The 24,027-nt window shown below is 62.1% G+C and carries 20 protein-coding genes; 14 read left to right on the top strand and 6 right to left on the bottom strand.

Going from position 1 to position 24,027, the window contains the following annotated elements:
* Nucleotides 1-119: 119 nt before the first annotated feature.
* From B9A23_RS03955 to B9A23_RS03930, 6 genes are all read left to right on the top strand, one after another.
* Nucleotides 120-581, top strand: a complete 462-nt coding sequence (locus B9A23_RS03955; protein WP_084277582.1) for a hypothetical protein — start codon at nt 120-122, stop codon at nt 579-581.
* Between the two features lie 88 nt (nt 582-669).
* The gene (locus B9A23_RS03950) at nt 670-1,872 is read left to right on the top strand and encodes a DUF2252 family protein (protein WP_084277581.1); all 1,203 of its coding nucleotides are present in this window, start codon (nt 670-672) and stop codon (nt 1,870-1,872) included.
* Nucleotides 1,873-2,055: 183 nt separating this feature from the next.
* Nucleotides 2,056-5,211 (top strand): helicase-related protein, encoded by a 3,156-nt coding sequence (locus B9A23_RS03945; RefSeq protein ID WP_084277580.1) that lies wholly within the window; start codon nt 2,056-2,058, stop codon nt 5,209-5,211.
* A gap of 169 nt (nt 5,212-5,380) precedes the next feature.
* Entirely contained in the window at nt 5,381-5,779 is a 399-nt protein-coding gene (locus B9A23_RS03940) for a DUF2946 family protein (protein WP_084277579.1), read from the top strand.
* A 91-nt stretch (nt 5,780-5,870) separates the two neighbouring features.
* Entirely contained in the window at nt 5,871-8,195 is a 2,325-nt protein-coding gene (locus B9A23_RS03935) for a TonB-dependent receptor (RefSeq protein WP_084277578.1), read from the top strand.
* A gap of 2 nt (nt 8,196-8,197) precedes the next feature.
* The gene (locus B9A23_RS03930; RefSeq protein ID WP_084277577.1) at nt 8,198-9,595 is read left to right on the top strand and encodes a PepSY-associated TM helix domain-containing protein; all 1,398 of its coding nucleotides are present in this window, start codon (nt 8,198-8,200) and stop codon (nt 9,593-9,595) included.
* 38 nt (nt 9,596-9,633) lie between these two features.
* Here B9A23_RS03930 and B9A23_RS03925 read toward each other — a convergent pair whose 3' ends face one another.
* Complete coding sequence (locus B9A23_RS03925; protein WP_084277576.1) at nt 9,634-10,335, bottom strand: glutamine amidotransferase; 702 nt, start codon at nt 10,333-10,335, stop codon at nt 9,634-9,636.
* Between the two features lie 380 nt (nt 10,336-10,715).
* Here B9A23_RS03925 and B9A23_RS03920 point away from each other — a divergent pair, with 380 nt between their 5' ends.
* From B9A23_RS03920 to B9A23_RS03900, 5 genes are all read left to right on the top strand, one after another.
* Complete coding sequence (locus tag B9A23_RS03920; protein ID WP_084277575.1) at nt 10,716-10,922, top strand: YezD family protein; 207 nt, start codon at nt 10,716-10,718, stop codon at nt 10,920-10,922.
* 67 nt (nt 10,923-10,989) lie between these two features.
* Entirely contained in the window at nt 10,990-13,527 is a 2,538-nt protein-coding gene (locus B9A23_RS03915; protein ID WP_084277574.1) for a TonB-dependent receptor, read from the top strand.
* 208 nt (nt 13,528-13,735) lie between these two features.
* Nucleotides 13,736-14,950: a SorA family sulfite dehydrogenase catalytic subunit gene (locus tag B9A23_RS03910; protein ID WP_084277573.1), complete on the top strand. Its 1,215-nt coding sequence runs from the start codon at nt 13,736-13,738 to the stop codon at nt 14,948-14,950.
* Nucleotides 14,947-15,258, top strand: coding sequence for a SorB family sulfite dehydrogenase c-type cytochrome subunit (locus B9A23_RS03905; RefSeq protein ID WP_084277572.1), 312 nt, complete (start codon nt 14,947-14,949; stop codon nt 15,256-15,258). Before B9A23_RS03910 ends, B9A23_RS03905 begins: the two co-directional genes overlap by 4 nt.
* Nucleotides 15,259-15,360: 102 nt before the next feature.
* Nucleotides 15,361-16,062 carry a CPBP family intramembrane glutamic endopeptidase gene (locus tag B9A23_RS03900; protein ID WP_084277571.1) on the top strand — a complete coding sequence of 234 codons (702 nt, stop codon included), beginning with the start codon at nt 15,361-15,363 and terminating at the stop codon, nt 16,060-16,062.
* Nucleotides 16,063-16,109: 47 nt separating this feature from the next.
* Here B9A23_RS03900 and B9A23_RS03895 read toward each other — a convergent pair whose 3' ends face one another.
* Nucleotides 16,110-17,051, bottom strand: a complete 942-nt coding sequence (locus tag B9A23_RS03895; protein ID WP_254894969.1) for a GlxA family transcriptional regulator — start codon at nt 17,049-17,051, stop codon at nt 16,110-16,112.
* A 126-nt stretch (nt 17,052-17,177) separates the two neighbouring features.
* On the opposite strand from B9A23_RS03895, the gene B9A23_RS03890 reads away from it, so the two are divergent.
* From B9A23_RS03890 to B9A23_RS03880, 3 genes are read left to right on the top strand one after another with little or no spacing between them, the layout of a single operon-like run.
* Nucleotides 17,178-17,978 (top strand): SDR family NAD(P)-dependent oxidoreductase, encoded by an 801-nt coding sequence (locus tag B9A23_RS03890; RefSeq protein WP_084277569.1) that lies wholly within the window; start codon nt 17,178-17,180, stop codon nt 17,976-17,978.
* A gap of 43 nt (nt 17,979-18,021) precedes the next feature.
* On the top strand, nt 18,022-18,786 hold the full coding sequence (locus B9A23_RS03885; protein WP_084277568.1) for an SDR family oxidoreductase: 765 nt from the start codon (nt 18,022-18,024) through the stop codon (nt 18,784-18,786).
* 36 nt (nt 18,787-18,822) lie between these two features.
* Complete coding sequence (locus tag B9A23_RS03880; protein WP_084277567.1) at nt 18,823-19,350, top strand: carboxymuconolactone decarboxylase family protein; 528 nt, start codon at nt 18,823-18,825, stop codon at nt 19,348-19,350.
* A gap of 84 nt (nt 19,351-19,434) precedes the next feature.
* On the opposite strand, the gene B9A23_RS03875 is transcribed toward B9A23_RS03880, so the two are convergent.
* The 4 genes from B9A23_RS03875 to B9A23_RS03860 all read right to left on the bottom strand — a co-directional run bounded on the left by B9A23_RS03875 (nt 19,435) and on the right by B9A23_RS03860 (nt 23,980).
* Nucleotides 19,435-20,259: a phytanoyl-CoA dioxygenase family protein gene (locus tag B9A23_RS03875; protein WP_084277566.1), complete on the bottom strand. Its 825-nt coding sequence runs from the start codon at nt 20,257-20,259 to the stop codon at nt 19,435-19,437.
* Between the two features lie 69 nt (nt 20,260-20,328).
* Nucleotides 20,329-20,733, bottom strand: a complete 405-nt coding sequence (locus B9A23_RS03870; protein WP_084277565.1) for a C-glycoside deglycosidase beta subunit domain-containing protein — start codon at nt 20,731-20,733, stop codon at nt 20,329-20,331.
* Nucleotides 20,734-20,768: 35 nt separating this feature from the next.
* Nucleotides 20,769-21,677 carry a sugar phosphate isomerase/epimerase family protein gene (locus tag B9A23_RS03865; RefSeq protein WP_084277871.1) on the bottom strand — a complete coding sequence of 303 codons (909 nt, stop codon included), beginning with the start codon at nt 21,675-21,677 and terminating at the stop codon, nt 20,769-20,771.
* Between the two features lie 65 nt (nt 21,678-21,742).
* Nucleotides 21,743-23,980, bottom strand: a complete 2,238-nt coding sequence (locus tag B9A23_RS03860) for a TonB-dependent receptor (RefSeq protein ID WP_084277564.1) — start codon at nt 23,978-23,980, stop codon at nt 21,743-21,745.
* Nucleotides 23,981-24,027 lie beyond the last annotated feature (47 nt).

The following is a 24,027-nucleotide window of genomic DNA, read 5'->3' as shown; positions in this document are numbered from 1 at the left end:
TTGCCGGCCTTCTTGGCAACGCCACTTCAGTCTCGGAACGCCCGGCTTGGTTGCGAGTTCCGGATCGCCCACTTTTGCGTGTGTGGCATTTTTTGCGTTTGCTGCACGAGAGGTCGGGCATGAAATTGTATCTCGTGGAAATCGGTGGGATGCGCGAGGGCAGTCTTTTCGAGAGTCATGAGGTGCACGCCGTGGTGGCCGCCGACGAAGGCCAGCTCGTTGCGACATGTGCGGACCGTTTTGCCGGGACCATGAGTGCGGCTCACCTCGATGGCTGGACCGAGATGGACCTTGACCTGCACCAGAATGAGAGCCGCCCGCGAGAGGCGTCATTCTTCGTTGCGGAACTGGGCCGCAATTCGTCCGCATCCATGCGCGAGGAGCACGACTATCGCTTTATTGAGGCGGCAAACTGGAAGTCGGCAGTCCAGGCTGCCCGGCAATCGGCTCCGGGCTGGCATGTTGATGCCTGCGTCGATCTGGATGCGCTGGCCGAGCAGAACGGCTACGTACTGATGCGCACGGCCGATGGAGCACCGCCGCTTACGCGTTCGCAAGCTCGCTACATTCGCTTCGTATGAGTGGCTGCAAGGCGCATGTGAAGATAGACTGTCCGATGCGCAAAGTTGCGTGATCGCCAAAGGTTGCACACGAGGGCTGGCCGATAGAATGGGAAAGCTGATCGAACCGCGGCAGCGTCGAGGTGTTCTTGAGCAGCGGCGCCGCATCAAGATGGCGCAATCAACCCACGCTTATGTCCGCGGAAATACTGCCAAATTCTATGACTGGCTGGCCGGTTCTGCAGTGGCGGCGGCTTTGCCACAGGGGCCTGGCGTCTGGATCTGCGGCGATTGCCATCTTGGAAACATGGGACCCATCGGCGATTCCGACGGGCGCATCTCGATCCAGATTCGCGATCTCGATCAGACCGTCATCGGGAACCCGGCGCTTGATTTCATACGCCTCGCGCTCAGTCTTCAGACGGCGGCACGTGGTTCGGATCTGCCGGGCGTCGTTTCGGCGCGCATGATCGAGGGAATGGCCGATGCTTATGAAAAGGCGTTTCTTCCGCGCAACTTCGCTTCCCCCGAGGATGAACCCATAGCGGTCAGCACAGTCAAAAGGCGGGCGTTTGGCCGTCGCTGGAAACACCTTGCACATGAGCGCATCGAAGGTGGCCGCGCCGCTATTCCGCTCGGCAAGACCTACTGGCCGATTACCGACGAAGAACGGCAAGGCATTGAACGCCTAATCACTTCCGATGCGGTGCGCCGACTGGTGTTGACCAATTATGGATCGAGCGAGGATTGCGAACTCACGATTCACGACGCAGCCTACTGGCGCAAGGGATGCAGTTCGTTGGGATTGCTTCGCTATGCCGTTCTGGTTGGAATTACGCCAAGTAGCGGTCGTGAATCCTTCGGTCTCGTCGACATCAAGGAGGCTGTTGCAAGCGTCGCTCCGGCATCGCCGCTAGCTGACATGCCGTCCGAACCTGCCCACCGCGTCGTGGCGGGCGCTCGCGCTCTTTCGCCGTTTCTCGGCGATCGCATGGTCGCAGGCACGCTTCTTGGCAAATCGGTGTTCGTCCGTGAACTGATGCCACAGGATCTGAAGATCGAGATCGACCAGTTCAGCCGCCACCAGGCCGTCGCTTCGGCTCGCTTCCTGGCGAGCGTGGTTGGCAAGGCGCACGCGCGACAGATGGACGATGGGGCCCGCACGGCATGGCTACGCGCGTTGGCAGGCTCGCATGGGCCGGATCTTGACGCACCGCGCTGGCTCTGGAGGTCTGTCGTAGAACTCGTATCGATGCACGAGGCGGCCTATCTTGATCATTGCTTGGCCTACGCGTTGGATACCTCCGACTAGACCAAAGAGCTACCGTCCGGAGCAATATGGCCTCGGCTCCCGCTTCACGGCGGCCAACAAGAAATAGGATTTGCGCACATGCCCTTAGGGGCGGGAACGAACGCAGTGTTGGCCGCTTGACCAGATCATGGCAGCTAGGGTCAAACGCGTGAAAAAAGAATACCTTATCGGGCAGTCCTTCGCTTGACCTCCCGTGCCGATCTCGCACTGCGCGCCCTTGAATGCGCCCAGGATCGCCCTCTTGTCATTTTGTGCGCAGATGAGCTTGCAGCGCATAACCTGTCGGCCACGCTCGCGTCGCTGTTTGATGATCGCAAGGTCGTCCATGTACCCTCCTCAGACCAGTTGCCGGGAGATACAGCACCGGCTTCGCCTGCAAACATCGGCAAGCGATTGTCAGCCCTGCGCCAGCTGCGACTTGCCGCAGTTTCCGGTGAAAGCGCTGGTCTGATCGTCGTGGCGAGCGGCGAGGCCGCCGCGCGGCGTTACCCACCGCCTACCGTTTTCGACGAACGGCCGCCGCTGCTGGCGGTTGGCGATCCCATCGACCCCAGTGCCTTTCGCGAACTGGCTGCGCAGATCGGTTACGTCGAAGACGAAGTGGTCGACGAACCCGGCGAAATCTGTGTGCGTGGTTCAGTCATCGACATTTTTCCGGCTGACGCAGGAGCGCCGGTCCGGGTCGAATTCGAAGCTGGCGTCATCACCTCGCTCGCCCATTATGACCCGCTGACGCAGCTTACCACCGAGGACTTGCAGACGATCGGCGTCGCGCAGGCGGTCGAACCTGCCTGCGATCGACTTGCGACCTTGCTCGATCATGTCGAGCCGGGCCAGATACTGATCGTCAGGGAGGCGGAAGAACGTCGCAAGCGGTTCCTCGCCCTGGCATCCGAAGCTGCTGCGGCGCAAAGCACGCTATCGCGAGAGGTCGTGGACGAGGCTGCGTGGGTCGATGCCTGCAAGGCATGGAGCGCGCTTCCTGCTGATGATGATGCCCTGCAACCGACCCCCCGGTTCGTTGAGCAGAAAAACCCGACGCGCGCGCTGAAGACCTATATCGCCAAGCGTTCCGCTGAAGGCTCCAGAACAGTGATCATCGGCAGTGCCCGCGATCTTCGGTTCATCGCGATGCGCCTGCAGCGCGAGACAGACATCGAGGTTCGCACGCTTGCCTCCATGGCCGAAGCGGCGGATCTTGCGCCGAAGCAGGCCGGGTTGCTGCGGGGACCGCTCGATGGCGGGGCCGCAAATGCGCAAATCGCGCTCGTCTCGGCGGGCGACGTTCTTGGATCGCGCGCCGAGATAGAGGGCAGCGCCGACGGGGCTACCTCCCTCGAGAATGGCGCGCTGGATTTTCTGTCAGTCGAACTGGGCGATGTCGTCATTCATGAGGATCACGGCGTTGCTCGGTTGCTTGGGCTGGTCGAGGATCCGACGGCTTCAGGAGGTGAATTGATTGCACTCGAGTTCGCCAAGGAAGGCCGGCGTTTGGTGTCGCCGGCAGAAGCCGGGCGGATATGGCGCTATGGCAGTGATGGGGATGCGGTCTCCCTCGACACGCTGAACGGCAGCAGTTGGGAACGTCGCAAGTCCGGCGTGCTGGATGCCATAGCAGCAACAGCAACCGAGCTTGTCGCTCTGGCGCAGGCCCGTGCCTCGCTCGAAGCGCCCTGCATCGTTCCCGATCCCGCTGAATACGAGCGCTTTGCCGCGACCTTCCCGTTCAGCGAAACGGCTGACCAGGCACGGGCCATTCAGGCGGTGCGCGCCGATCTTGCGAGCGGCAAACCCATGGAGCGGCTCGTGATTGGGGACGTTGGCTTCGGGAAGACCGAAGTGGCGCTCCGGGCAGCGGCCATGGCCGCGCTCGCCGGTTTCCAGGTGATGGTAGCCGCGCCAACCACCGTGCTCGCGCGGCAGCACCTGCGCGAGTTCGAACGCCGCTTTGCAAAGTCTGGCGTGTCGGTCGTCGGACTTTTCGGCTCGACGCCTGCCAGCCAGAAGAAGGCTATCGCCGCCGAGATCGCTGCAGGAAAAGCGCAGATCGTCGTCGGCACGGCTGCAGTTGCGGGCAAGACGCTGCGTTATCTGAAGCTTGGCCTGGTCATCATCGACGAGGAGCAGCGCTTTGGGGCGGCGGACAAGGCACGATTGCGCGGCCGTCCCGAAACGCACTTGCTGGTCATGAGCGCCACCCCGATCCCGCGGACCCTGCATCGCTCGCTCGTCGGACTGCAGGCCATGTCGGTCATCGCAACTCCGCCTGCGCGCCGCCAGCCTATCAGGACGGCGCTGAAGAGTGCCTTCGACAATGGTGTCGCCACTGCACTGACGCGCGAGAAGCTGCGCGGCGGTCAGAGTTTCGTCGTCGTTCCGAGGATCGCAGATCTGGACAAGGTGGAAGCACTGTTGCAGCGCCTTGTTCCGGATCAGTCGATCATCAAGGTCCACGGCAAACTCCCGGGTGCGCAGCTCGATCAGGCGATGATCGACTTTGCCGAAGGCAAGGGCGACGTCCTCCTGGCAACGAACATCATCGAGACGGGGCTGGATGTGCCACGGGCGAACACCATGGTGGTGTGGGACGCGGACCGTTTCGGGCTGGCGCAGCTCCACCAGTTGCGCGGAAGGGTCGGGCGCGGCCGGCGGCGCGGGACGATCATCCTGCTTTCGCCCGGAGACTCCCTGACCGACCGCTCCCGCAAGCGGCTCGAGACCTTGGCCCGCCATGGCCAGCTTGGGGCGGGTTTTGCCATCGCAGCGTCGGATCTGGATCAGCGGGGTGGTGGCGATCTCGTCAGCGATGCACAATCCGGTCACATGAAACTGATCGGGTTGGAATACTATCAGCATCTGCTGGAGGGCGCGATTTCTGCCAGCCGTGGCGAAGCAGCGCCACCTCCCGAGCCGGAGATGCGCCTTGATAGCCCCGGCAGCATTCCGAAGGACTGGATTCCTGACGAAACCGTCCGGCTGAATCTCTATCTGCGGCTCTCCCGGGTCGAGAGTCCGGACGAGATCGAGGCTTTCCGAGAGGAATTGACCGACCGTTTTGCCGAACTGCCGCCAGCGGCCGAAGCCCTGTTGTCTGCAAGGGAACTGGCCATCTGCGCGCGCCGCCGGGGCGTTGCAAGCCTCACACTTGGACCGGGCGGGTGTGCCATCACGGCAGGGAAGGGCACTACAGGTCTCGACCGCGCAGGCTTTGCGCGCAAGGATGACCGTTGGATCAGGAAACCCGATGGCAACTCATCCTTTGGAGCAAGCGCTATTGCAGCAGCACTTGAGGATTGTGAAAGTAGTACCGAGGTGGGCGAAACGTTGATGGCCGGTTGACCCAAGATCAGTTGGAAATGACCTCCGAAGAAACGTGAACCGTTTGCGCGGTGTTTCCCCGGGGAAACATTCCAAATGGGTTGTCGGCGTGCGATTGTTCTTATACTCATTCGTCTGCGTGCCGTTTTGTCGGTGACAGTGGACAAACTGATGTCTAACGGCGCCCGCGATGGCGGGCCTTTCCACCTTGATTCGAAAGCATCGTTTTCTTGCGATCTGGTTGGTTGCCGCGGCGCTGGTGATGAAGGCTGTCATGCCCGCGGGCTTCATGCTGGGCAGGCAGGACAAGGTTCTGACCGTGCTGATATGCGCCGACGCTTCGGGTGCGCATCTTACGAAGGCGATCACGATCCCGGGCGCCGGGAAGGCGGACAGCAGCGCGAAGTCGAAAGATTCCTGCCCCTTCGCGTCGCTGGCTTCAGCATCGCTGGGCGCGGACGAAGCGCCCTTTGTCGCTTTGGCCATCGCGTTCATGTTGCTGCTGGGCTTTGCGCCGGTGCGCATTCCGCGGCTTGCCGGCATCACGTTCCTGCGGCCTCCCTTGCGCGGTCCGCCAGCACTGATCTGACAGACTTTCTCGCTTCGCTGCAGGCGGAGCATTTCTGACAGACAGCTTCGGCGCCTTTGGCTGCGCTGGGGCGAGGGACGGACACCCTTCCATGAAGACTTCACTTATCGCGCTTGGCGTGGCGCTGAGCCTTGCCGCGCCCGCACTTGCCGACGAAACCGACAGCACCGATGCTGCCGCTGAGGCAAATCCGATCCTGGTCTTGGGGCAAAAGGACGCTCCCATCGAGATTGCCCCGCGCGGTCTTGCGATCAGCCTGGGTGCCGAGCAATTCGCCGCCGTCAACGCCTTCAACACTGAGGACCTGATCAAGTACGCGCCCAACTTCTTCGTGCGCAAACGCTATGCAGGAGACAGCAACGGCGTCCCCGGCTTTCGCGGAACGCACTCCACCCAGAGCGCCCGCACATTGACCATGGTCGACGGCTTCGTCGTGTCGAACTTCCTTGGCAACAGTTTCGCATTCGCGCCCAAGTGGGGCGTGGTCGGCCCTGGCGAGGTCGAGCAGTTCGATATCGTCTATGGCCCTTACTCGTCACGCTATGTCGGCAATGCGATGGGCGGCATCGTCAACATCACGACCCGCGATCCGCGCGAAACCGAAGCCTTTGCCACGGTGCAGGGCTTCATCCAGCCTTATGACCAGTTCTCGACCCATGAAGATTACCGCGGCTTCTCCAGTGAAGCTGGCATCGGCCTCAGGCAAAAGAACGGTCCGTGGTCGCTGCGCCTGACGGGGCGCCATTTCCGCAACACCGGGCAGCCGATGACATACCTTGGTCTCACACCGGTGCGCGGCGCTACGGGCACAGTGGTTACTGGTGCCGTTGTCGACCCGGAACATGTCCGCGCCACTGCGGCAGGGACCGGCATTCCCGGAGCCCCCGGCAATGCAACGAACCCATACTTTGCAGCCCAGTCGCCAGCCCGGATCACACAGGAACAGGCCAAGCTGAAGGTCGGTTTCGACGATGGCAGCATCACCGCGCAGGTCCTGCTCGCCTATTGGCACAACGAGGACAGCCAGACCGCGCCGGATTGCTATTTGCGTGATAGCGCCGGCAATGTCGTGTGCGAGGGGCGGGTAACGATCGGCACGCAGACCTATACTGCCGCAGGAGCCAACTTTTCGAGAACACTTCGCGACGAGCTTCTCGCAGGCGTGAAGCTGGCCGCGCCTCTTTCAGGGGACACAACGCTGCGCCTTGTGGTTTCAACCTATCAGGTGCCGCGCACGGATGTGTTCACGTCCAACGGCTATCTGGCCGGAAAGAACAATACGGCCGGAACACTGGCCGAACAGGGCCCGACCGGCTGGTGGACCGGGGATATCACGGTCGAGAACAAGACTGCGAGGCGCGAACTGGCCGCAGGACTGACGGCGAACGCCTACCGCACGGACCAGACGCGTTACAATCTCGCGGCGTGGCAGAGCGGGGCCGGCAAGTCCTTCGCGACACGGACTTTCGGCAAGACCCGCCAGCTTTCGGCCTGGGGCGAGGCGCGTATCGTCCTCGATCCGCTGACGGTGACGCTTGGTGCCCGCTATGACAACTGGCGCGCCTATGATGGCGGGCTGGCCCGGCTTGGTACAGGACCACTGGCAGGCAAGCCGGTTTCGAACATCTACGCGACGCGCCACAGAGGTTCGTTCAATCCCAGCCTGTCGTTCGAATATCGTCTTGGCGCAGAGACAAGCCTCCAGCTCAGTCTCGCCATGGCAACCCGTTATCCCACGGTGGGAGAGCTGTTCCAGGGCAGCCTGAACGGCGATGGCGCCTTCAATCCAGACAGCTTCGATCCGGCGCTCAAGCCAGAGAGGAGCAAGGATGCCAATCTGGTGATTGCGCACGATCTCGAGCGGTTCAAACTTGTCGGCTCGGCGTTCTTTCAGCGCGTCGACGATGCAATCTTCTCGTTTACCGGGTTCAACCGCAGCGGCGTGCTGACTTCGAACTTCAAGAACATCGACCTCACGCGCCAGTTCGGCTTCGAAGGGATCGTCGAGATGCACGACTGGCCGGTCGAGGGCCTGCAGGCGGATTTCAATGCTGCCTACACAGACGCCAAGACCTTGCGGAATCCTTCCGCGCCAGCGGCGGAAGGCGTGCAATTCCCCCGCATTCCCAAATGGCGCGTCAACGCCAACATGCGCTACGATTTCTCGGAGAGCCTGCAAGGCTATCTCGGCCTGCGCTACGCCAGCCGTCCGAACACCGACCTGTTCGGGCTGCAGCGCGGCGACACTTTCGGGTTTACGTCCGAGCTGTTCGCGATGGATGTCCGCATCAACTGGAGGATGTCCGAGCAAGTTCGCGTGTCAGCAGGGATCGACAACCTGACCAATGACCGTGCCTGGGTGTTTCATCCATATCCCCAGCGCACGTTTCTTGTCGAAGCTGGTTGGAGGATGTGACGATGAACCGGATGACGCTTTATCGCACCATCTGGCGCTGGCATTTCTATGCAGGGCTGTTTGTCATGCCGATGGTCCTGCTGCTTTCGCTGACGGGAGCAGCCTATCTCTTCAAGCCGCAGGTCGAACGCTGGGAGGAACGCGCCTGGCGCGGCTATCCGGTGGCAGGCTCGGTTTCGCCCGATGCGCAGGTCGCGGCGGCAATTGCGGCCTTTCCCGGTAGCAGCTTCGCATCCTATCGCCTGCCGGAAGCGGAGGGCGACGCCGTGCTGGTCCATCTCGCACTGGCAGGCGCGCAGGACGGTGCAAAGCCGATGCGCGACGTGTTCGTGTCACCTCAAGGCACGGTTGCAGGCTCACTCGACCCCGAACAGCGGATCATGCAGATCGTTCATGACGTCCATGGCCAGTTGCTTCTGGGCGAGCGCGGGAGCTGGCTTGTCGAACTGGCGGCAAGCTGGGCAATCGTGATGATCCTGAGCGGACTCTACCTGTGGTGGCCTTCGCAGCGTGGTCTTGCCGGCGTTGTCTGGCCGCGCTTCGGTCTGGGGGCGAAAGTCGCGTGGCGCGATCTTCATGCCGTCACGGGCTTCTGGGTTGCGGGTCTTGCGATGGTCCTGTTGCTGACAGGCCTGCCCTGGGCCGACGTCTGGGGCAGTGCGTTCAAGATGGTCCGGGCCGAGATGGGCTGGGTGAAGGGCAAGCAGGAGTGGACAATCGGCGGCCGGCCCGCCGACGCAGACGAACATGCCGAGCACCGTCATCGTGCGATGAGCATGCACACTTCGACGATGCCTGTGGGCAGCCACGTGATGCCTGATGGATCGATCATGACCACGCCACCGGTGACGCTTGGGGAAATCGTTGCGGAAGCGAAGAGTCAGCATCTTGCCTTTCCGGTCATCGTGACGCCGCCCGGCGGGCCGCAACGCTTCGGCGGAAAGGCGACGAGCGCGTGGTCTGTTCGCTCCGACACGCAGAATCGTCCATTGCGCGTGTCGCTGACCTACGATCCGATGACCGGCCGTCAGACCTCGCGCGAAACCTTTGCGGAGAAGCATGTGATCGACCGCGTGGTGGGCTATGGCGTGGCTTGGCATGAAGGCCATCTGTTCGGTGTCATCAACCAGGTGATCGGCGTGTGCACCGCACTGATGCTGACGGCGCTATCGGTGACAGGGTTCGTCATGTGGCGCCGGCGCAAGCCCGCAGACAAGCTTGGCGCACCCACGCCCAACAAGCAGCCAGTCCGCATGGGCGGTGTCGTGGCGCTAACCTTGTTGCTCAGCTTGCTGCTGCCGATGCTGGCGATCTCGTTGGTTATTCTGTTGCTGCTTGAATTTGCCATCCTGCGCAGATTACCTGGCACAGCACGCTGGCTGGGTCTGCCAGCGCGGTGATCGTCGGGCTTCGGCGCGCAGGCGATCGCGGGATTTGCTCAGTGCTGCAATCCCGCGATCCATTCTGCGATCATCGAACGCCCGGCAGCAACGGCCCTCGGTCCGTGCAGATCGTGTGCGATGCGCAGGTCTTCCTCGGTGCCGCCGGCTTCCACCACGGATTCCGGCCAAGTCTCGATCCACTGATGGAAGCGCTCATCCTCGCCCATCTCGGCGTGGAACTGCAGCGCGAGAAGGTTCTGGCCCCGACGGAATGCCTGATGTTGGTAAAGATGGCTGGAGGCAAGAAGTTCCACGCCCTCGGGCAAGGTAAAGGTATCGCCGTGCCAATGCAGCACGGGTACGCCGACGAGGTGATGGAGAGGGTTGGCCGGTATATCTGCCCGAACCGTTACCGGGTGGAAGCCCACTTCCTTGACGCGACCTGCGTAAACGCTAGCTCCCATTGCGGCGGCCATCATCTGCGCGCCAAAACAGACGCCAAGTGTTGGAAGATCGGCATTTAACCTCTTCTCAAGCCGACGCAACTGGCAGGAGATCCAGGGATATTGATCCTGTTCATAGATCCCCATCGGACCGCCCATCATGATCAGCAGATCATGGTTGCAAAGATCGAGCGAAGCGAATTCCGGGTCCGTCACGTCGATGCGGTCGACGGCGTAACCTGCCGCCTCGATTGGCTCACGAAAGCCCGCCACGCCTTCGCGCGGGACGTGCCGGATGATGAGCGCGCGCTTCATCGGCGGGTGTCAGGATGCGCGTGCGGCGGTTCGCACGCTGTGACAGCGGAGGATGGCAGCGCAGTTTGCATGTTGGTCGGCATTGGCAATTCCGATGAGCACCGCTTCGATGAAAAACTCTACTATAATACTTGATTATCACCATGGTGAGCGAAATTGGCGGTTCCATAGAAATTCTTGTGCGGCCAAGCACCAACCGCAGGACAATCCAGGTGACTGACATAATTAGATAAATTTCGGTTTTCTGACGAGGCGACGTTGCATGGCATCAGCTTGGCCCGAATAGAAAACCTATCGTCGATTGGGCTTGATCTCAAATCTCTATAAGATAACTAGAGTTTGTGTAGCGGGCGAATCGTCGCCTTGCATGAGGATGGACTATGACGAACAGAGGGCTTTCAGCCGTGTCCGCCACGGCCACCCGGACCATCTCTGCTGCCGAATATGATGCCGTTTCCGAAGCAATCGCGGGCATCCAGTTCGGCTCGGTGAATATCACGCTGCATGAAGGGCGGATCGTGCAGATCGACGTGACGGAAAAGCGCCGCCTTACTGTGCAAAGGCAAGGCCGCCACGTCGCAGGGTAAAAAAAGCAAATCAACATTGCTGACCGGACCACCGGAAGCATTGGTCTGAATTCATGAGGTCAATGCAATGCGTGTAAAGAACCTGCTTCGTGCGGGGGCGGCTTCGTTCGCCTTCGCCCCATTTGCCATGCCGGCTTTTGCCACTGAGAGCTCGGGACCCGAAACCGCTGCTGCCGAGGTGCTTGCCTATGCGCCGGCTGATGCCGATCAGGCACCGGCGGGTGGCGGCGATATCGTCGTGACCGCGCGGCGCCGCTCCGAGAACGTGCAGTCGGTGCCGATTGCGGTATCGGTCGTGGATGCCGGTCGTCTCGAGGCACAGGGGACCTTCAATATCTCCCGCCTCACGCAGATCCAGCCGACGCTGCAGTTCTACACCCAGAACCCGCGCAACACCTTCATCAACATCCGCGGGATCGGTGCGCCGTTCGGCCTGACCAACGACGGCTTCGAGCAGGGTGTCGGCATCTATATCGACGATGTCTATTACAACCGCATCGCTTCGGCGACGCTCGACTTCGTGGATGTGCAGCAGATCGAGACGCTGCGCGGGCCGCAAGGCACGCTCTATGGCAAGAACACCACGGCGGGCGCGATCAACATCACGACGACCCCGCCCAGTTTCGACTTTGGCGGCAAGGCCGAGGTGACGCTGGGAAACCTGAACTTCAAGCAGGGAAAGGCGACGATCACCGGCCCGCTGTCCGATACGCTGGCAGCGCGCATCAGCGCCTCGACCACCAGCCGCCGCGGCACGATCTTCAATGTCGCGACCAACACCTACATCCAGTCGATCGACAACATCGGCGTGCGCGGGGCGCTGCTGTGGAAGCCGAAGTCCGATCTGAGCGTAACGCTTTCGGGGGACTGGAACCTGCAGGACCCGATCTGCTGCGCGCTGCCGTTCTACAGCTATGGCAAGACGCAGCGCGCCGTGAACCGCCAGTTGCCGGCGCTGCTGAGCTACTTCCCCGGCTATCCCCGCGCCGACTATCCGCTGCCCAACGTCGATCCGTTCGATCGCCTGACCGACGTCGACGCGCAGCTTGCCGCCCGCAACGAGCATGGCGGCCTTTCGGCCAAGGCGCTGTGGGACCTTGACGAAAGCAACACGATCACTTCGATCACGGCCTGGCGCTACTGGGACTGGGGTCCGGCCAACGACCGCGACTACACCGGCCTGCCGGTCTATACCAAGGTCAACAATCCCACGAAGCAGAACCAGTACACGCAGGAGCTGCGCTGGAACCACAAGGGTTCGGGTTACGATTTCGTGATCGGCTTGTTCGGCTTCCACCAGTCGATCCGCACCAGCGGCATCCAGCAGACCGGTTCGGCGGCGAGCAAGTGGCTGCTCAACCCCACCAACGCCCTTTCGAACAATCCCAACGTCGCCAACAACCTGGTCGCGGTCAACGACATCCGTCTCGACAACACCAGCGCTGCGCTGTTCGGCAAGCTCAACTGGGACGTGACCGACGCGTTGGTGATTTCACCTGGCATCCGCGTGAACTATGATCGCAAGAAGGGGCTCTACAATTCGACGGTGACCGGCAATGCCTCGGACGGGACGCGGCAGGTTGTCTCGCCCGTGCCTGGTTCGCCCTATTACAGCGATCCATGGATCACGCAGTTGCGCGGCATCCAGGCATCGCAGTTCTTCGAGCCGACGTTCAGCGCCTGGAATCTGTCGTACGATCTCAACGTGCGGTACAAGATCACGCCGGACATCAACGTCTATGCGACCTACGCCCGCTCGTTCAAGACCGGCGGCATCAACCTCAACGGCGTTCCCGCTGATGCCAATGGCGTGCCGATCGCATCGGTCTTCACGATCAAGCCCGAAAAGGTCGATCACTTCGAAGCCGGCTTCAAGACCCAGTTCTGGGATCGCAAGGCCACGTTCAACGTCACCGGCTTCTGGACCGAGATCAAGGATTTCCAGGCCAGCGTCAGCAATGGCCAGCTTGGCACGGTGCGTGGCTATCTCGCCAATGCCGAGAAGGTGCGCTCGCGCGGCATCGAGGCCGACCTTTCCTTGCGCCCCAGCGACCGCTTCAGCACTTATGCCAATGTCGCCTACACCGACGCCACCTTCGAGAAGTTCTGCGACGCGCCCCCGCCGCCTGAACTTTCCGGCGGTTCCAGCACCGGCATCGTCGTCACCGGAAAGTGCACTTACACCGGCACGATCGGCGCGCCGGGTACGCCGGGGGCGGTAAGCCCACCGTTCGTCGACATCTCGGGCTCGCCGCTGCCGGGCGTTTCGAAGTGGGCGGCAGCATGGGGAGCCGAGTTCAATCTGCCGACGCCGATTTTCGGTGAAGAGGGGCAGGCCTATTTCGGCTACGACGCAAGCTATCGCTCGAGCTGGTCGTCAAACCCGTCGCCATCGATCTACACGAATGTGCCGGGTTACTCGCTGCATAACTTCCGCGTGGGCTTCCGCACCGACCGTTTCGACATCTTCGGCTGGGTGCGCAACGCATTCGATCAGGACTACGCCGAACTGCTGCTTGCGGGCACCGGCGGTAACACCGGGCTGATCGCCGGACAGATAGGCGATCCCCGCACATTCGGCGGCACCATCAAGGCGACCTTCTGACATCGTATCCGCAGCGCATGCGGTACCTTGGGCCGGTGGAGCAATCCACCGGCCAATTTTCATCGGGCATCAAACGCATCCCGACTTGTGCAGGCACCTGATTTTGCGCCACTTACCCGGCGAAGTGGTCTTCGCGTTGTGCGGCGATGGTGCGCAAACGTCACTTGGCTGGGCTACTTCCGCAATTGAATCACTGACAGGATTACAGATGAACCAAGTGGACGTGCGAAACTGGGGCCGCCGGGAATTCCTGACCGCTTCCGGCCTTGCGCTTGCGTCAGCGCCGGCGGTGGGCTTGGCAAAGTCGGTGGAGATGCCGTTTGCCAATGGCGTTCGACCACTGGTGAAGTTTCCGCAGAAGCGGGAGATGATACTGCTGACAACGCGCCCGCCGCAGCTCGAGACACCGTTCGAGGTGTTCAATCAGGGCCTGATCACGCCTAACGATGCCTTCTTCGTGCGGTATCACCTGTCCGGTCTTCCCGATGCCGTCGACCCCGCAAGGTTCCGTCTGAAGATCGGTGGCCATGTCGGCAAGCTGCTCGAACTTTCGCTGGCCTCTCTCAAGCGCGACTTTGCAGTGCAGGAGATCGTTGCGGTCAACCAGTGTTCGGGCAACAGCCGTGGCTTTGTCGAACCCCGCGTTGGTGGCGGGCAGCTTGGCAACGGCGCCATGGGCAATGCGCGTTGGCGCGGGGTATCGCTCAAGGCGCTGCTCGACCGGGCTGGCGTGCGCGAAGGCGCGCGGCAGGTCACGTTCAATGGCCTCGACAATCCGCCGCTCGACGTCATACCCGACTTCGTCAAGGCGCTCGACCTCGACCACGCCCGTGATGGCGAGGTCATGGTCGCGTTCCAGATGAACGGGCAGGACTTGCCCTACCTCAATGGCTATCCGCTGCGCCTGATCGTGCCGGGTCACTATGGCACCTACTGGGTCAAGCACCTGAACGAGATCACCGTGGTCGATGCCCAGTTCGACGGGTACTGGATGAAAACCGCCTATCGCATCCCCGACAACGACTGCAATTGCCTGGTGCCCGGCCAAAAGCTGGAAAAGACCAGGCCGATCGGGCGGTTCAACGTGCGCTCGTTCGTCACCAGCCACGCCGATGGCGCAAAGGTTGCGGCAGGGCGGCCGGTCGAACTGCGCGGCATAGCGTTTGCCGGTGGCTCCAACATCGCGCGCGTCCTTGTTTCGGCAGATGGCGGGCAGACCTGGCAGGAAGCACGGCTGGGCGAGGACCTCGGGCGCTATTCGTTCCGGGAGTGGCGGCTGGGCGTTGACCTGCAAAGGGGCAGTCATGCAATCATGGTCCGCGCGATGACGGCCGATGGCGAGACGCAGCCGCTTGAGCAGCGCTGGCAACCCGCCGGCTACATGCGCAATGTCGTAGAAAAGCTCAAGCTGGAGGTCGCATGATGCGCCGCGCACCGATCATTCTCGTCAGTGCTGCGGCGCTTCTGTCCACCGCGCTTGCGGCAAAGCCGGTGACGTTCACCGCCCCTGAGGAAACCACACCAGCAGAATTGGCCGATGCCGAAAGCGAGGTCGTGCGGAACAACTGCTCCACCTGCCATTCGCTCGAATACATCGTGACACAGCCCCGCGGGAAAGGCGCGCAGTTCTGGAAGGATTCGGTGGCCAAGATGATCAACATCTACAAGGCTCCGGTCGAACCGGGAGACGCTGAGGCGGTGGCTGCGGTGCTGGCGAAGAAGTTCGGCTGAGCACCAATACCGACGTCCTGTTGAAAAAGCTTTGCGCGCAATTGCAATGCCGCGCCTTGCACGAATACCCATCGCCATGAAGATAAGTGCGAAGGACGATGGATGACCTCGACTGCGAATGGGATGGCGCTGTTCAATACTGATCCGGCGTTGCAGGTGCAGTCGAGCAGGCGCTATCTCGTCTGGGCAATTCTCGGCTTTGGGTTCTATCTTGCCTGCGTAATCGGCGGCAGCATGCTGCAAAGCGCGCTGAAACTTGGCCTGACCATGGGATGGGGCCAACAGATCCTGAGCGCACTTGCCGTGCTTGTGCTGGCCATGTTCCTGAAGAACTGGAAATCCATCCTGGCATGGCGGCGGCCTGAGCCATCCTGGGTTCGTTGGAGTATCCTTTCAGGTCTGGCGATTGCTGTCGTCGGGCTTGTGGTGGGCCTTGCCATCGGAGATCAGCCGCAGCGCCACGGGATCGAATACTTCGTCTACGAGGCGACCATGCCGGGATTGGCTGAGGAACTGGGCTTTCGCGGACTCCTTTTCGGATGCTTGCTCGCGGCCTTCGGCTCCCGACCCAGATCGCCATTTATCATCTGTCTGGCTGCATTGCTCCAAGCAGTGCCGTTTGCGGCGCTGCATGGTCTGGAAGCGAGCGGTTTCAGGCTGCTCGGGCTGTTCTGCTACACTGCATTCGCCGGGGTGGTCCTCGCCATGGTTCGGCTCAAGACTGGATCGATCCTGCCAGCGATCGTGGGGCACAATATTGCGAACGTTGCAGGCGGACTCATCGACATGATCTTGTTGTTCTGATCGAGATTTCCCGCCCTGGCTGGCCCACCGCTGCGGTTGTCTTATGCCTAGGCCGCCCTTGCCAGCCTGCGCAAGGTCTGCGGAGGTTGACCGTATTGGCGCATAAACGCCTCGCGCATGCGGCGGATGTCGACAAACCCCGCTTCGCGCGCGATCTGGTCCATCGGGTGGCGGGTTTCCTCAATCATCAGCCGCGCGGCCTCCAGGCGCATCTGCTCGACCGCCTTGGCCGGGGTCTGGCCAGTTTCGGCGCGGAAGGCGCGGGCGAACTGGCGGGGGGATAGCGCGGCGACTTCGGCCAGTTCCTCCACCGTCAACGGATTGGCGAGGTGGGCCTTGGCAAAGATCACCGCCCTCTGGATGCGGTCGCTGCTCGGGGCCAGTTCGAGCAGTTCGGAGTGCTGAGACTGCCCACCGGCGCGGCGGTGATGCATGACCAGGCGGCGGGCGATGGCACCGGCCATGTCGCGGCCCAGGTCCTTTTCGATCAGGGCAATGGCAAGGTCGAGGCCAGCCGTCAGCCCTGCCGAAGTCCACACCGCGCCTTCGTTGATGAAGATGCGATCGTCCTCGACACGGACGTTTGGGAAGTCCTCGCGCATCTGGCGGGCATAGGACCAGTGCGTGGTGGCGCGGCGGCCATCGAGCAAGCCCATTTGTCCCAACAGGAAAGCCCCGGTGCACAGCCCTGCCACGCGGCGCGATTCTCGCGCCATGGTGCGCAGGGTCCCGAGCGTTGCCTCGTCTTGAGGGGGCGGGGGCACGAGACCGGCGAGAAGCAGCAGGGTATCTACCTGGCCGACTTCGGCGAGGGGGATGGTGGGTACGGCAAAGCCGCTGGACGAGGTGACCGGCCCGCCTTCGACCGAGGCGATCGACAGGGTGTAATAGGCCTCATCCTTCACCGCATTGGCGAGTTCGAACGCGGCCTGCACGCCAAGCGCGAGGAACTGGAAGCCGGGAGTCAGAACCATCGAAACGTGTGGCATTTGGCCTCCAACATGGAATGGCAGAAAAACGTATTTTCTACGTCATATCAGTCACGGCACTTCGCGTCCATAAGGTCCGTGTCGAGAGCGATGGCGCTCCCCCCGACATCAGGAAGGACCACGACCATGACAACGAATTTCAAGGGAACCGCTCTGATCACAGGCGCGTCGACCGGCATTGGCGCAATCTATGCCGATCGCCTTGCCGCCCGTGGTTATGACCTCATCCTCGTTGCCCGCAACAAAGACAAGCTGCAGACGCTCGCCGCGCAGATCTCGGACAAGACCGGCCGCACGGTGGAGGTGCTGTCTGCCGACCTCGGCAATGCCGACGATCTCGCCCGCGTCGAGAAGGTGCTGCGCGAGGATGCGAGCGTGACCGCGCTGGTCAACAACGCCGGGGTCGGCACGCACACCACGCTGCTGGAAAGCGATGTCGAGAAGATGGCGGCGATGGTGCAGCTCAACGTCACCGCGCTGATGCGGCTGACTTATGCCGCGGTGCCGGGCTTCGTGGCGCGCGGCGGCGGCACGGTGATCAACATTGCCTCGATCGTGGCAGTCGCCCCCGAACTGCTCAACGGCGTCTATGGTGGTACCAAGGCCTTCGTTCAGGCCTTCACCACCTCGCTGAACCACGAACTGGCCGACAAGCGCATCCGCGCTCAAGCCGTGCTGCCCGGCGCTACCCGCACCGACTTCTGGGCACTGGGCGGCTTGCCGGTGGAGCACCTGCCGAGCGAGATCGTGATGGACGCTGAAGACATGGTCGATGCCGCGCTGGCCGGCCTCGATCAGGGTGAGACAGCCACGATCCCGGCGCTGCGCGATATCGCACTGTGGAACGCCTTCGAGGCCGCCCGCGCCGCGCTCGGCCCGCAGCTTTCGGCCACCCGTTCCGCCCCGCGCTTCCACGTCGCAGCCTGATCCCTCCCTCCTGCCATTCTCCCCAGACAAAGGACACTTCGCCATGAAACTCACCGGCAACACCATCTTCATCACCGGCGGAACCAGCGGCATCGGCCGTGGCTTGGCCGAGGCGCTGCACAAGCTTGGCAATCAGGTGATCATCTCGGGCCGCCGCACCGCGCTGCTCGACGAGGTGACCGCAGCCAATCGGGGCATGGCCTCGATCCAGCTGGACGTGACCAGCCTCGAGAGCATCCAAGGCGCGGCCAGCGAACTGGTCGAACGCTTCCCTGACCTCAACGTCGTGTTCAACAACGCAGGCTTCATGCCATTCGACGATGTGAGCGGGCCGGTGGATGACGATCTGGCGCAGGAGCTGATCACCACCAACCTGCTCGGCCCGATTCGGGTGACCTCCGCCCTGATCGAGCATCTGAAGACCAAGGCGGAAGCGACGGTGCTCTATACCAGCAGCGTGCTTGCCTATGTGCCGATCGCCAGCAACGCAATCTACTCCGCCACTAAGGCCGCGCTCCATTCCTACGCGCTGTCGCAGCGGTTCCAGCTGCGCGACACCGGGGTGCGGGTGCAGGAAATCGCGCCGCCGTGGGTCGATACCGACCTCATCTACAAGAGCGGCGATCCGCGCGCGATGCCGCTGCCTGACTTCATCGAGCAAACCCTGGTGGCGCTGGCAACCGATGCCCCCGAGGTGATCGTCGAAGGCATCAAGGCGATGCGCGACAATCCCGGCGCAGGCGAGCACGCCTTGTTCGAAGCCTTCAACCAGAGCCTTGTCGAAAACCCCATTCCGACCGGCGCCTGAGCGGCGAGCGACCCAAAATCGAAGGGAAATGATCTTATGTCACGCATCAACATTCCCCAACCGGCAGCGGCGCCCGCCGGATCGCAGGAAACGCTCGAGGCAATAAACGGCAGGTTGGGCCGCGTTCCAAACTTTTTCCGCGTCCTGTCCAACAGCCCGGCGGTGATCAATGCCCACGCCGCGCTGAACCAAGGGCTCGGCAAGGCGCTCGACCTCAAGACCCGCGAACGCATCGCCCTGGCCGTGGCGGCAGTGAATGGCTGCGAATATTGCGATGCCGCCCACACCTTTACCGGCTACACGTTTGCAAAGCTTAGCCGGGAGGAGGTGGATCTGGCACGGCGGGGCACTTCCGCCGAGCCAAGAGCCGCAGCGGCAACGGCCTTTGCCCACAGGGTTGCTGCAACGCGAGGCAAGGTAACCGCCGATGACCTTGCAGCCATCCGTGAGGCGGGGTTCAGCGAGGGCCAGATCATCGAGATCGTGGCAGTGGTAGCCGAAAACTTCTTCACCAACCTGATTAATAATGTGGCCGGCACCGAGGTCGATTTCCCAGCCATCTAAGGGTCAGCCGACGCCAATGATCAGACCGCGCAGGTGCAGGCCCTGCGCGGTCGAATGGCTTTCAGGCAGCCGCCTTGGCCATGTTCAAGCGGTGAGCGCGCCGAGGTGCGTTTCCCAGGTGATCGTATCGTTGTGGGAGTGCGTGAAGCCGATCGAACGCTCGAACTCTACGCAGGCCTTTGATCGGAACGCGACGATATAGGTGCGCCGCCAGCGGTCCGGCGAGGTATTCCCACCCGAACCGTGAACGATCAACTCATCATGCACCGTGATGTCGCCGCGCTTCAGTGGCAGGTCGACCACAGTATCGGCATCGGTCAGTTCGACGCTGAGGATATGAGAATTGCTGCGATCCTCTCCCAACAGCGGACGGTGGGGACGCAGGCCCTGCTTCTGTGATCCTGGCACGACCTTGAGGCAACCGTTTTCCAGATCGGCATCGTCTAGCGCGAGGCTGCAGGTGGCGGTGAGCGGCTCGGGTGTTCCGGTTGGCCAGTAACCCAGATCCTGATGCATGGTGAAAACGGCATCGGGCTTTGCGGGCCTCTTTGCCAGGAACTGATCATAGTCCAGCGTAGCCGTTTCTCCCAGCAGCTGCCGCGAGATCGAAGCGGCTCGCCTCTCGTAAAGGTTGTCGCGCAACGTCGGTTCGTAATGGCGTGGCAGCACCGCGTTGACGAGGCTGAAGTTCTCGAACTCCCGGTCGTAGGGTCCGGACATGTCGCAGAAATCCTTGCCCATGCCGCTGACTTCGCCGCGGATGAAGCGCTCGAATTCGGGCTCGAGCGGGGCAAGTTCATCCTCGGTCATCACGCCGCGAAGGGTGATGTAGCCATCGCGATGAAACTGGGCGATCTCCTCTGGCGTGAGGATGTAGTCGTCGCCGTTTCGGCCAAACTGCTGCGTCATTTGTGCTGAAACCTTCGTGTTCTCGATGGGGTCATAGCGCGATGTTAAGATTGCCGGAGACGCGCTCCGTCAGGCGATGCAGATGGTGCCAAAACGTTCGGCGTGCATCGGGAAGATGTGGACGTCAGGCGGGAAGTAGGAATACCGGATGCGGGCGACGACCTCGATCTTGTGGACTCCTGGCTCAAGCCCGCCCGGCTTGTCGACGAGGATTTCGCCCCATTCGGTGAGGCCCCAGCGTGCGGTAATCTCCTCCCGCATTTCGGCCATGGTGTAGACTTCGTCGCGGATGCCGAAGCGGTTGATCTCATGGTCATAGAAAACGCCGTCGACTGTGACGTCGAAGCCGTCCAATTGCGAGAGGCGGGTGCCGTGATAGTTGGGAATGCGGATGCGGATGGCAAAGCCTTCACGCGCACCGACAGGGCCGAAATTGCGGAAGCCGGTGCTCTGGATGAGCTGATGTTCGAGCATGGTGTTCTCCGGAGGATCTTGTTGGGCTGAAGGTGTCAGGCGAATTTGCCCTCATCGTACTCGCGCTCCAGCTTTCGCAGCAGCACGTGCTGGCGGCGGACCTGGTCGATCGAGCGCCAAGGCGCGCGCCAGCCTTCGTATTCGCTCGACAGGTAGCCCGAATAGCCCGAGCGCTTGATTGCCGAGATCACCGGCTGCCACGGGATGTTCTGGTCTTCGAGGTTCTCGTCGATGTCGTGGAACTTGGCTTGGATGAAGACGACGTACTGCGCGACGTCGAGGAAGTGTTCGGGCGGAACCTTGATGCCGTTGAGAAACTCCATGTGCTTGCGCGCCTCGTCGTTGATCTGGTGCGAACCCCAGTGCGTCAGCGGGCGGTCCTGGAAAATGCCGGTGTCGATCATCAGGCCGAAGTTCTTCGTGCCGGTGCGCTCGATGAAGTTGATGTAGCCATCGACCACTTCATGCTTGATCGGCGTGGGCGCGTGGATTTCCGGGCAGATCACCACGCCGAGCTTGTGGGCAAGGTCGAGGTTGCGCTCGGCATAGGCTTCCCACTGCGGTTCGGGGATCAGGTCGTGCGAGAGCACGCCAAACTTGGGGCGAAGGAACTTGAAGCCCAATTGGTGGGCAAGGCGCAAGTCGCGTTCGAGCTCTGCGGCGCCTTCCTCGACGGTGAGGTTGCGCTGCAGGGTGATGCGCATGTCGACCCACGAGCACATGTTGGTGGGTTCGAGCTTGTACTTGTCGAGCAGGCCGAACCAGCGGTCGAGGAACTGGCTGGAGGGGTTGGGATAGCCTTCGATCTGGCCTTCGCCGAGGATCTCGATGCCGGTGGCTCCGGTATCTGCGATGTGATCGAACGCGTCCTCCAGCGTCATCACGGAACCGTAGTCGTCGACGTAGCTGTAGGTTGAAACACCGTATTTGAACGAACCGGGCATGTCTTGCTCCTGCATGGCGGGAGAGGGCGCCATGGGCATCCTCTCCCGCCGGTATGCTTGTCAGATCAGAAGTTCACGCTGGCCCGCACGCCGTAGGTGCGGGGCGGCTGGAACTGGTAGTTGTCGCTGAAGCCGTTGAAGTTCTGCTCGGCAAACGACAGCACGTTCTTGTTGAAGACGTTGCGGACATAGGCCTGCAGCTTCCAGCCACCCGCGTTTGGCTCGATCGAGGCCGAGAGGTTGCCGAGGAAGTAGGACGGCGAGCGGATCTGCGACAGGTTGAAGGCCGAGAAGTAGTAGCTCGACGAGTACTTGCCGTCGGCGCGGAACGTGAGCAGGTGATCGCCCAGCGGCACGCCCTGTTCGAAGCCCATCGAGGCGGTGAAGTGCGGGGCGTTGGGCAGCTGGTTCTTGCTGATGTCGACGTTCTGGTTGTTGCCGTTGGTGACGATGATGTTGTCGCCGAACTTCGTGTTGAGCAGGGTGCTGTTGAGGTAGAGCTTCGTGTTCTGGGCAAGGCGGGCGTTGACCTGCCCTTCGAGGCCGAGGACGCGGGCGCTGCCGACGTTGAACACGCCGGTCGAGCAGGTCGGGCAGGTGCTCTGCTGTGCCTGGTAGCCCTTGTAGTTGAAGTAGAAGGCCGCGAAGTTGAGCTGCAGGGCATTGCCCATGAGCGTGTTCTTGGTGCCGATCTCGAACGCGTCGACCTGCTCGGCGCCATAGGGCGTGGCGGCGACCGAACCGTTCGAGTTGAAGCCGCCCGACTTGTAGCCGCGATCGTACTTGGCATAGATCAGGCGGCCGGATCCCGGGCGCCAGTTGAGGCCGAGGTGCCAGGTCGGCTTGCTCTCCCTGGTCTCGCCATTGCCCGAATTCACGATGGGGAACGGCGGGCAAGAACCGGGTGCGGGGAAGCTGTTGGCGCACAGCGGGAATGCGAGCGCGGGCAGGACCAGACGGGAATTGCCGGTGCGCGACTTTTTGTCCCAGGTGTAGCGCGCGCCCACCGAAAGCTGGAGCTGTTCGGTAAGGTCATAATCGGCCTGGGCGAACACGGCGTCGGACCTGGTCTTGATCGCGAAGTCGAAGGCAATGCCGTAGCGGAACGACTGGTCGGCGTTGGGCGCGAAGGAGAGCGGTCCGCCCGGCGCGAACAGGCCGGTCATCTCGCGGTTGTACAGCCCGGCGCTGAGCGCGTTGTCTTCCGAGAAGTGAAAATATCCAGCCTGGATGAACAGCTTGCCGGTCTTCTCGTTACTGACGCGCACTTCGTGGTTCCACGTCGTCGGCGCCTGGGTGTTGAGGTACTGGCGGTTGGCCGGGTAGTTGGGGCCGGTGGCGTCGAGCGTGAGGTCAAATTGCTGCTTGTCCCATCCGCCCGAGTAGATCAGGTTGAGGTTGCCGAGGCCGCTGTAGCTGGCTTCCCAGCGGATGCGTTCGCCCTTGAGCACGGTGCGGGTCGGTGAATCGCTGCGGAAGGCGGGAAGCGGGTCGAAGCTCGGCTGGGACGCGCCCAGCGTGTTCTTGAGCACGGCCTCGCCATCGGTGTCGCGATCGTCGCGCTGGTAGGAAACCCACAGTTCGAGCCCGTCCTTGGCGAAGCGGGCCTGGATGCGGCCGGACTTGAAGTCCTCGTTGTCGGCCGACTTCATCACGCCGACCTGGCGGCGGTAGCCATCGTGCTTGAGAAACACGCCCGAGGCGCGCAGCGCGAAGTTGTCCGACAGGGCGAGGTTGACGGCGGCGTCGGCGTTGGTCGTGTCGTAGTTGCCGTATTCGAACGAGGCGGAAACCTCGTTCTTGAACTTGGGCCGGTTTGTGATGATGCTGACAAGGCCGCCGGTCGAATTGCGCCCCTGCAGCGTGCCTTGCGGACCTTTCAGGACTTCGACGCGGGCAACGTCGTACATCGAGGTGTTGATCGAATAGGCGCGGTTGGTGAAGAACCCGTCGCGCGAGACGGGCACGGATGGATCGCCCAGCTCGGTGACGTCGGTCGAGGCGATGCCGCGCACCGCGACATAGGCCGAGCTGTTCGAGCTTGAGACGTTGAGGCTGGGGTCGATCGACGACAAGTCGCGCACTGAATTGATACCGCTTTCGGCAAGGTCAGCGCCGGTATAGACGTTGAGCGCGATCGGCGTGTCCTGCGCCGTCGTCTCGATACGGTTGGCGGTGACGATGATGTCGCCGACGCCGCGATCGGCGGCGTTCGCCTCATCGGCCTGTCCGGCAGTTTGCGCAAAGGCCGGCGTGCCCAGCGACAGGGCGGACGTGGCAAGCAGAATGGCAGTGGTCTTCATGGCTCTCCCTCCCGAGATCAACAGCCGGCACCTCGTCGGCCGGTCTA

Source organism: Novosphingobium sp. B1, from assembly GCF_900176395.1.
Taxonomy (GTDB): domain Bacteria; phylum Pseudomonadota; class Alphaproteobacteria; order Sphingomonadales; family Sphingomonadaceae; genus Novosphingobium.
This window is presented reverse-complemented; position numbering and strand designations above follow the sequence as displayed.

Excerpts from the sequence above, each read along its gene's own strand:
- B9A23_RS03955 (WP_084277582.1), top strand. The coding sequence starts at position 120 with ATGAAATTGTATCTCGTGGAAATCGGTGGGATGCGCGAGGGCAGTCTT.
- B9A23_RS03950 (WP_084277581.1), top strand. The coding sequence starts at position 670 with ATGGGAAAGCTGATCGAACCGCGGCAGCGTCGAGGTGTTCTTGAGCAG.
- B9A23_RS03940 (WP_084277579.1), top strand. The coding sequence starts at position 5,381 with ATGGCGGGCCTTTCCACCTTGATTCGAAAGCATCGTTTTCTTGCGATC.
- B9A23_RS03935 (WP_084277578.1), top strand. The coding sequence starts at position 5,871 with ATGAAGACTTCACTTATCGCGCTTGGCGTGGCGCTGAGCCTTGCCGCG.
- B9A23_RS03930 (WP_084277577.1), top strand. The coding sequence starts at position 8,198 with ATGAACCGGATGACGCTTTATCGCACCATCTGGCGCTGGCATTTCTAT.
- B9A23_RS03925 (WP_084277576.1), bottom strand. The coding sequence starts at position 10,335 with ATGAAGCGCGCGCTCATCATCCGGCACGTCCCGCGCGAAGGCGTGGCG.
- B9A23_RS03920 (WP_084277575.1), top strand. The coding sequence starts at position 10,716 with ATGACGAACAGAGGGCTTTCAGCCGTGTCCGCCACGGCCACCCGGACC.
- B9A23_RS03915 (WP_084277574.1), top strand. The coding sequence starts at position 10,990 with ATGCGTGTAAAGAACCTGCTTCGTGCGGGGGCGGCTTCGTTCGCCTTC.
- B9A23_RS03910 (WP_084277573.1), top strand. The coding sequence starts at position 13,736 with ATGAACCAAGTGGACGTGCGAAACTGGGGCCGCCGGGAATTCCTGACC.
- B9A23_RS03905 (WP_084277572.1), top strand. The coding sequence starts at position 14,947 with ATGATGCGCCGCGCACCGATCATTCTCGTCAGTGCTGCGGCGCTTCTG.
- B9A23_RS03900 (WP_084277571.1), top strand. The coding sequence starts at position 15,361 with ATGACCTCGACTGCGAATGGGATGGCGCTGTTCAATACTGATCCGGCG.
- B9A23_RS03895 (WP_254894969.1), bottom strand. The coding sequence starts at position 17,051 with ATGCCACACGTTTCGATGGTTCTGACTCCCGGCTTCCAGTTCCTCGCG.
- B9A23_RS03890 (WP_084277569.1), top strand. The coding sequence starts at position 17,178 with ATGACAACGAATTTCAAGGGAACCGCTCTGATCACAGGCGCGTCGACC.
- B9A23_RS03885 (WP_084277568.1), top strand. The coding sequence starts at position 18,022 with ATGAAACTCACCGGCAACACCATCTTCATCACCGGCGGAACCAGCGGC.
- B9A23_RS03880 (WP_084277567.1), top strand. The coding sequence starts at position 18,823 with ATGTCACGCATCAACATTCCCCAACCGGCAGCGGCGCCCGCCGGATCG.
- B9A23_RS03875 (WP_084277566.1), bottom strand. The coding sequence starts at position 20,259 with ATGACGCAGCAGTTTGGCCGAAACGGCGACGACTACATCCTCACGCCA.
- B9A23_RS03870 (WP_084277565.1), bottom strand. The coding sequence starts at position 20,733 with ATGCTCGAACATCAGCTCATCCAGAGCACCGGCTTCCGCAATTTCGGC.
- B9A23_RS03865 (WP_084277871.1), bottom strand. The coding sequence starts at position 21,677 with ATGCCCGGTTCGTTCAAATACGGTGTTTCAACCTACAGCTACGTCGAC.
- B9A23_RS03860 (WP_084277564.1), bottom strand. The coding sequence starts at position 23,980 with ATGAAGACCACTGCCATTCTGCTTGCCACGTCCGCCCTGTCGCTGGGC.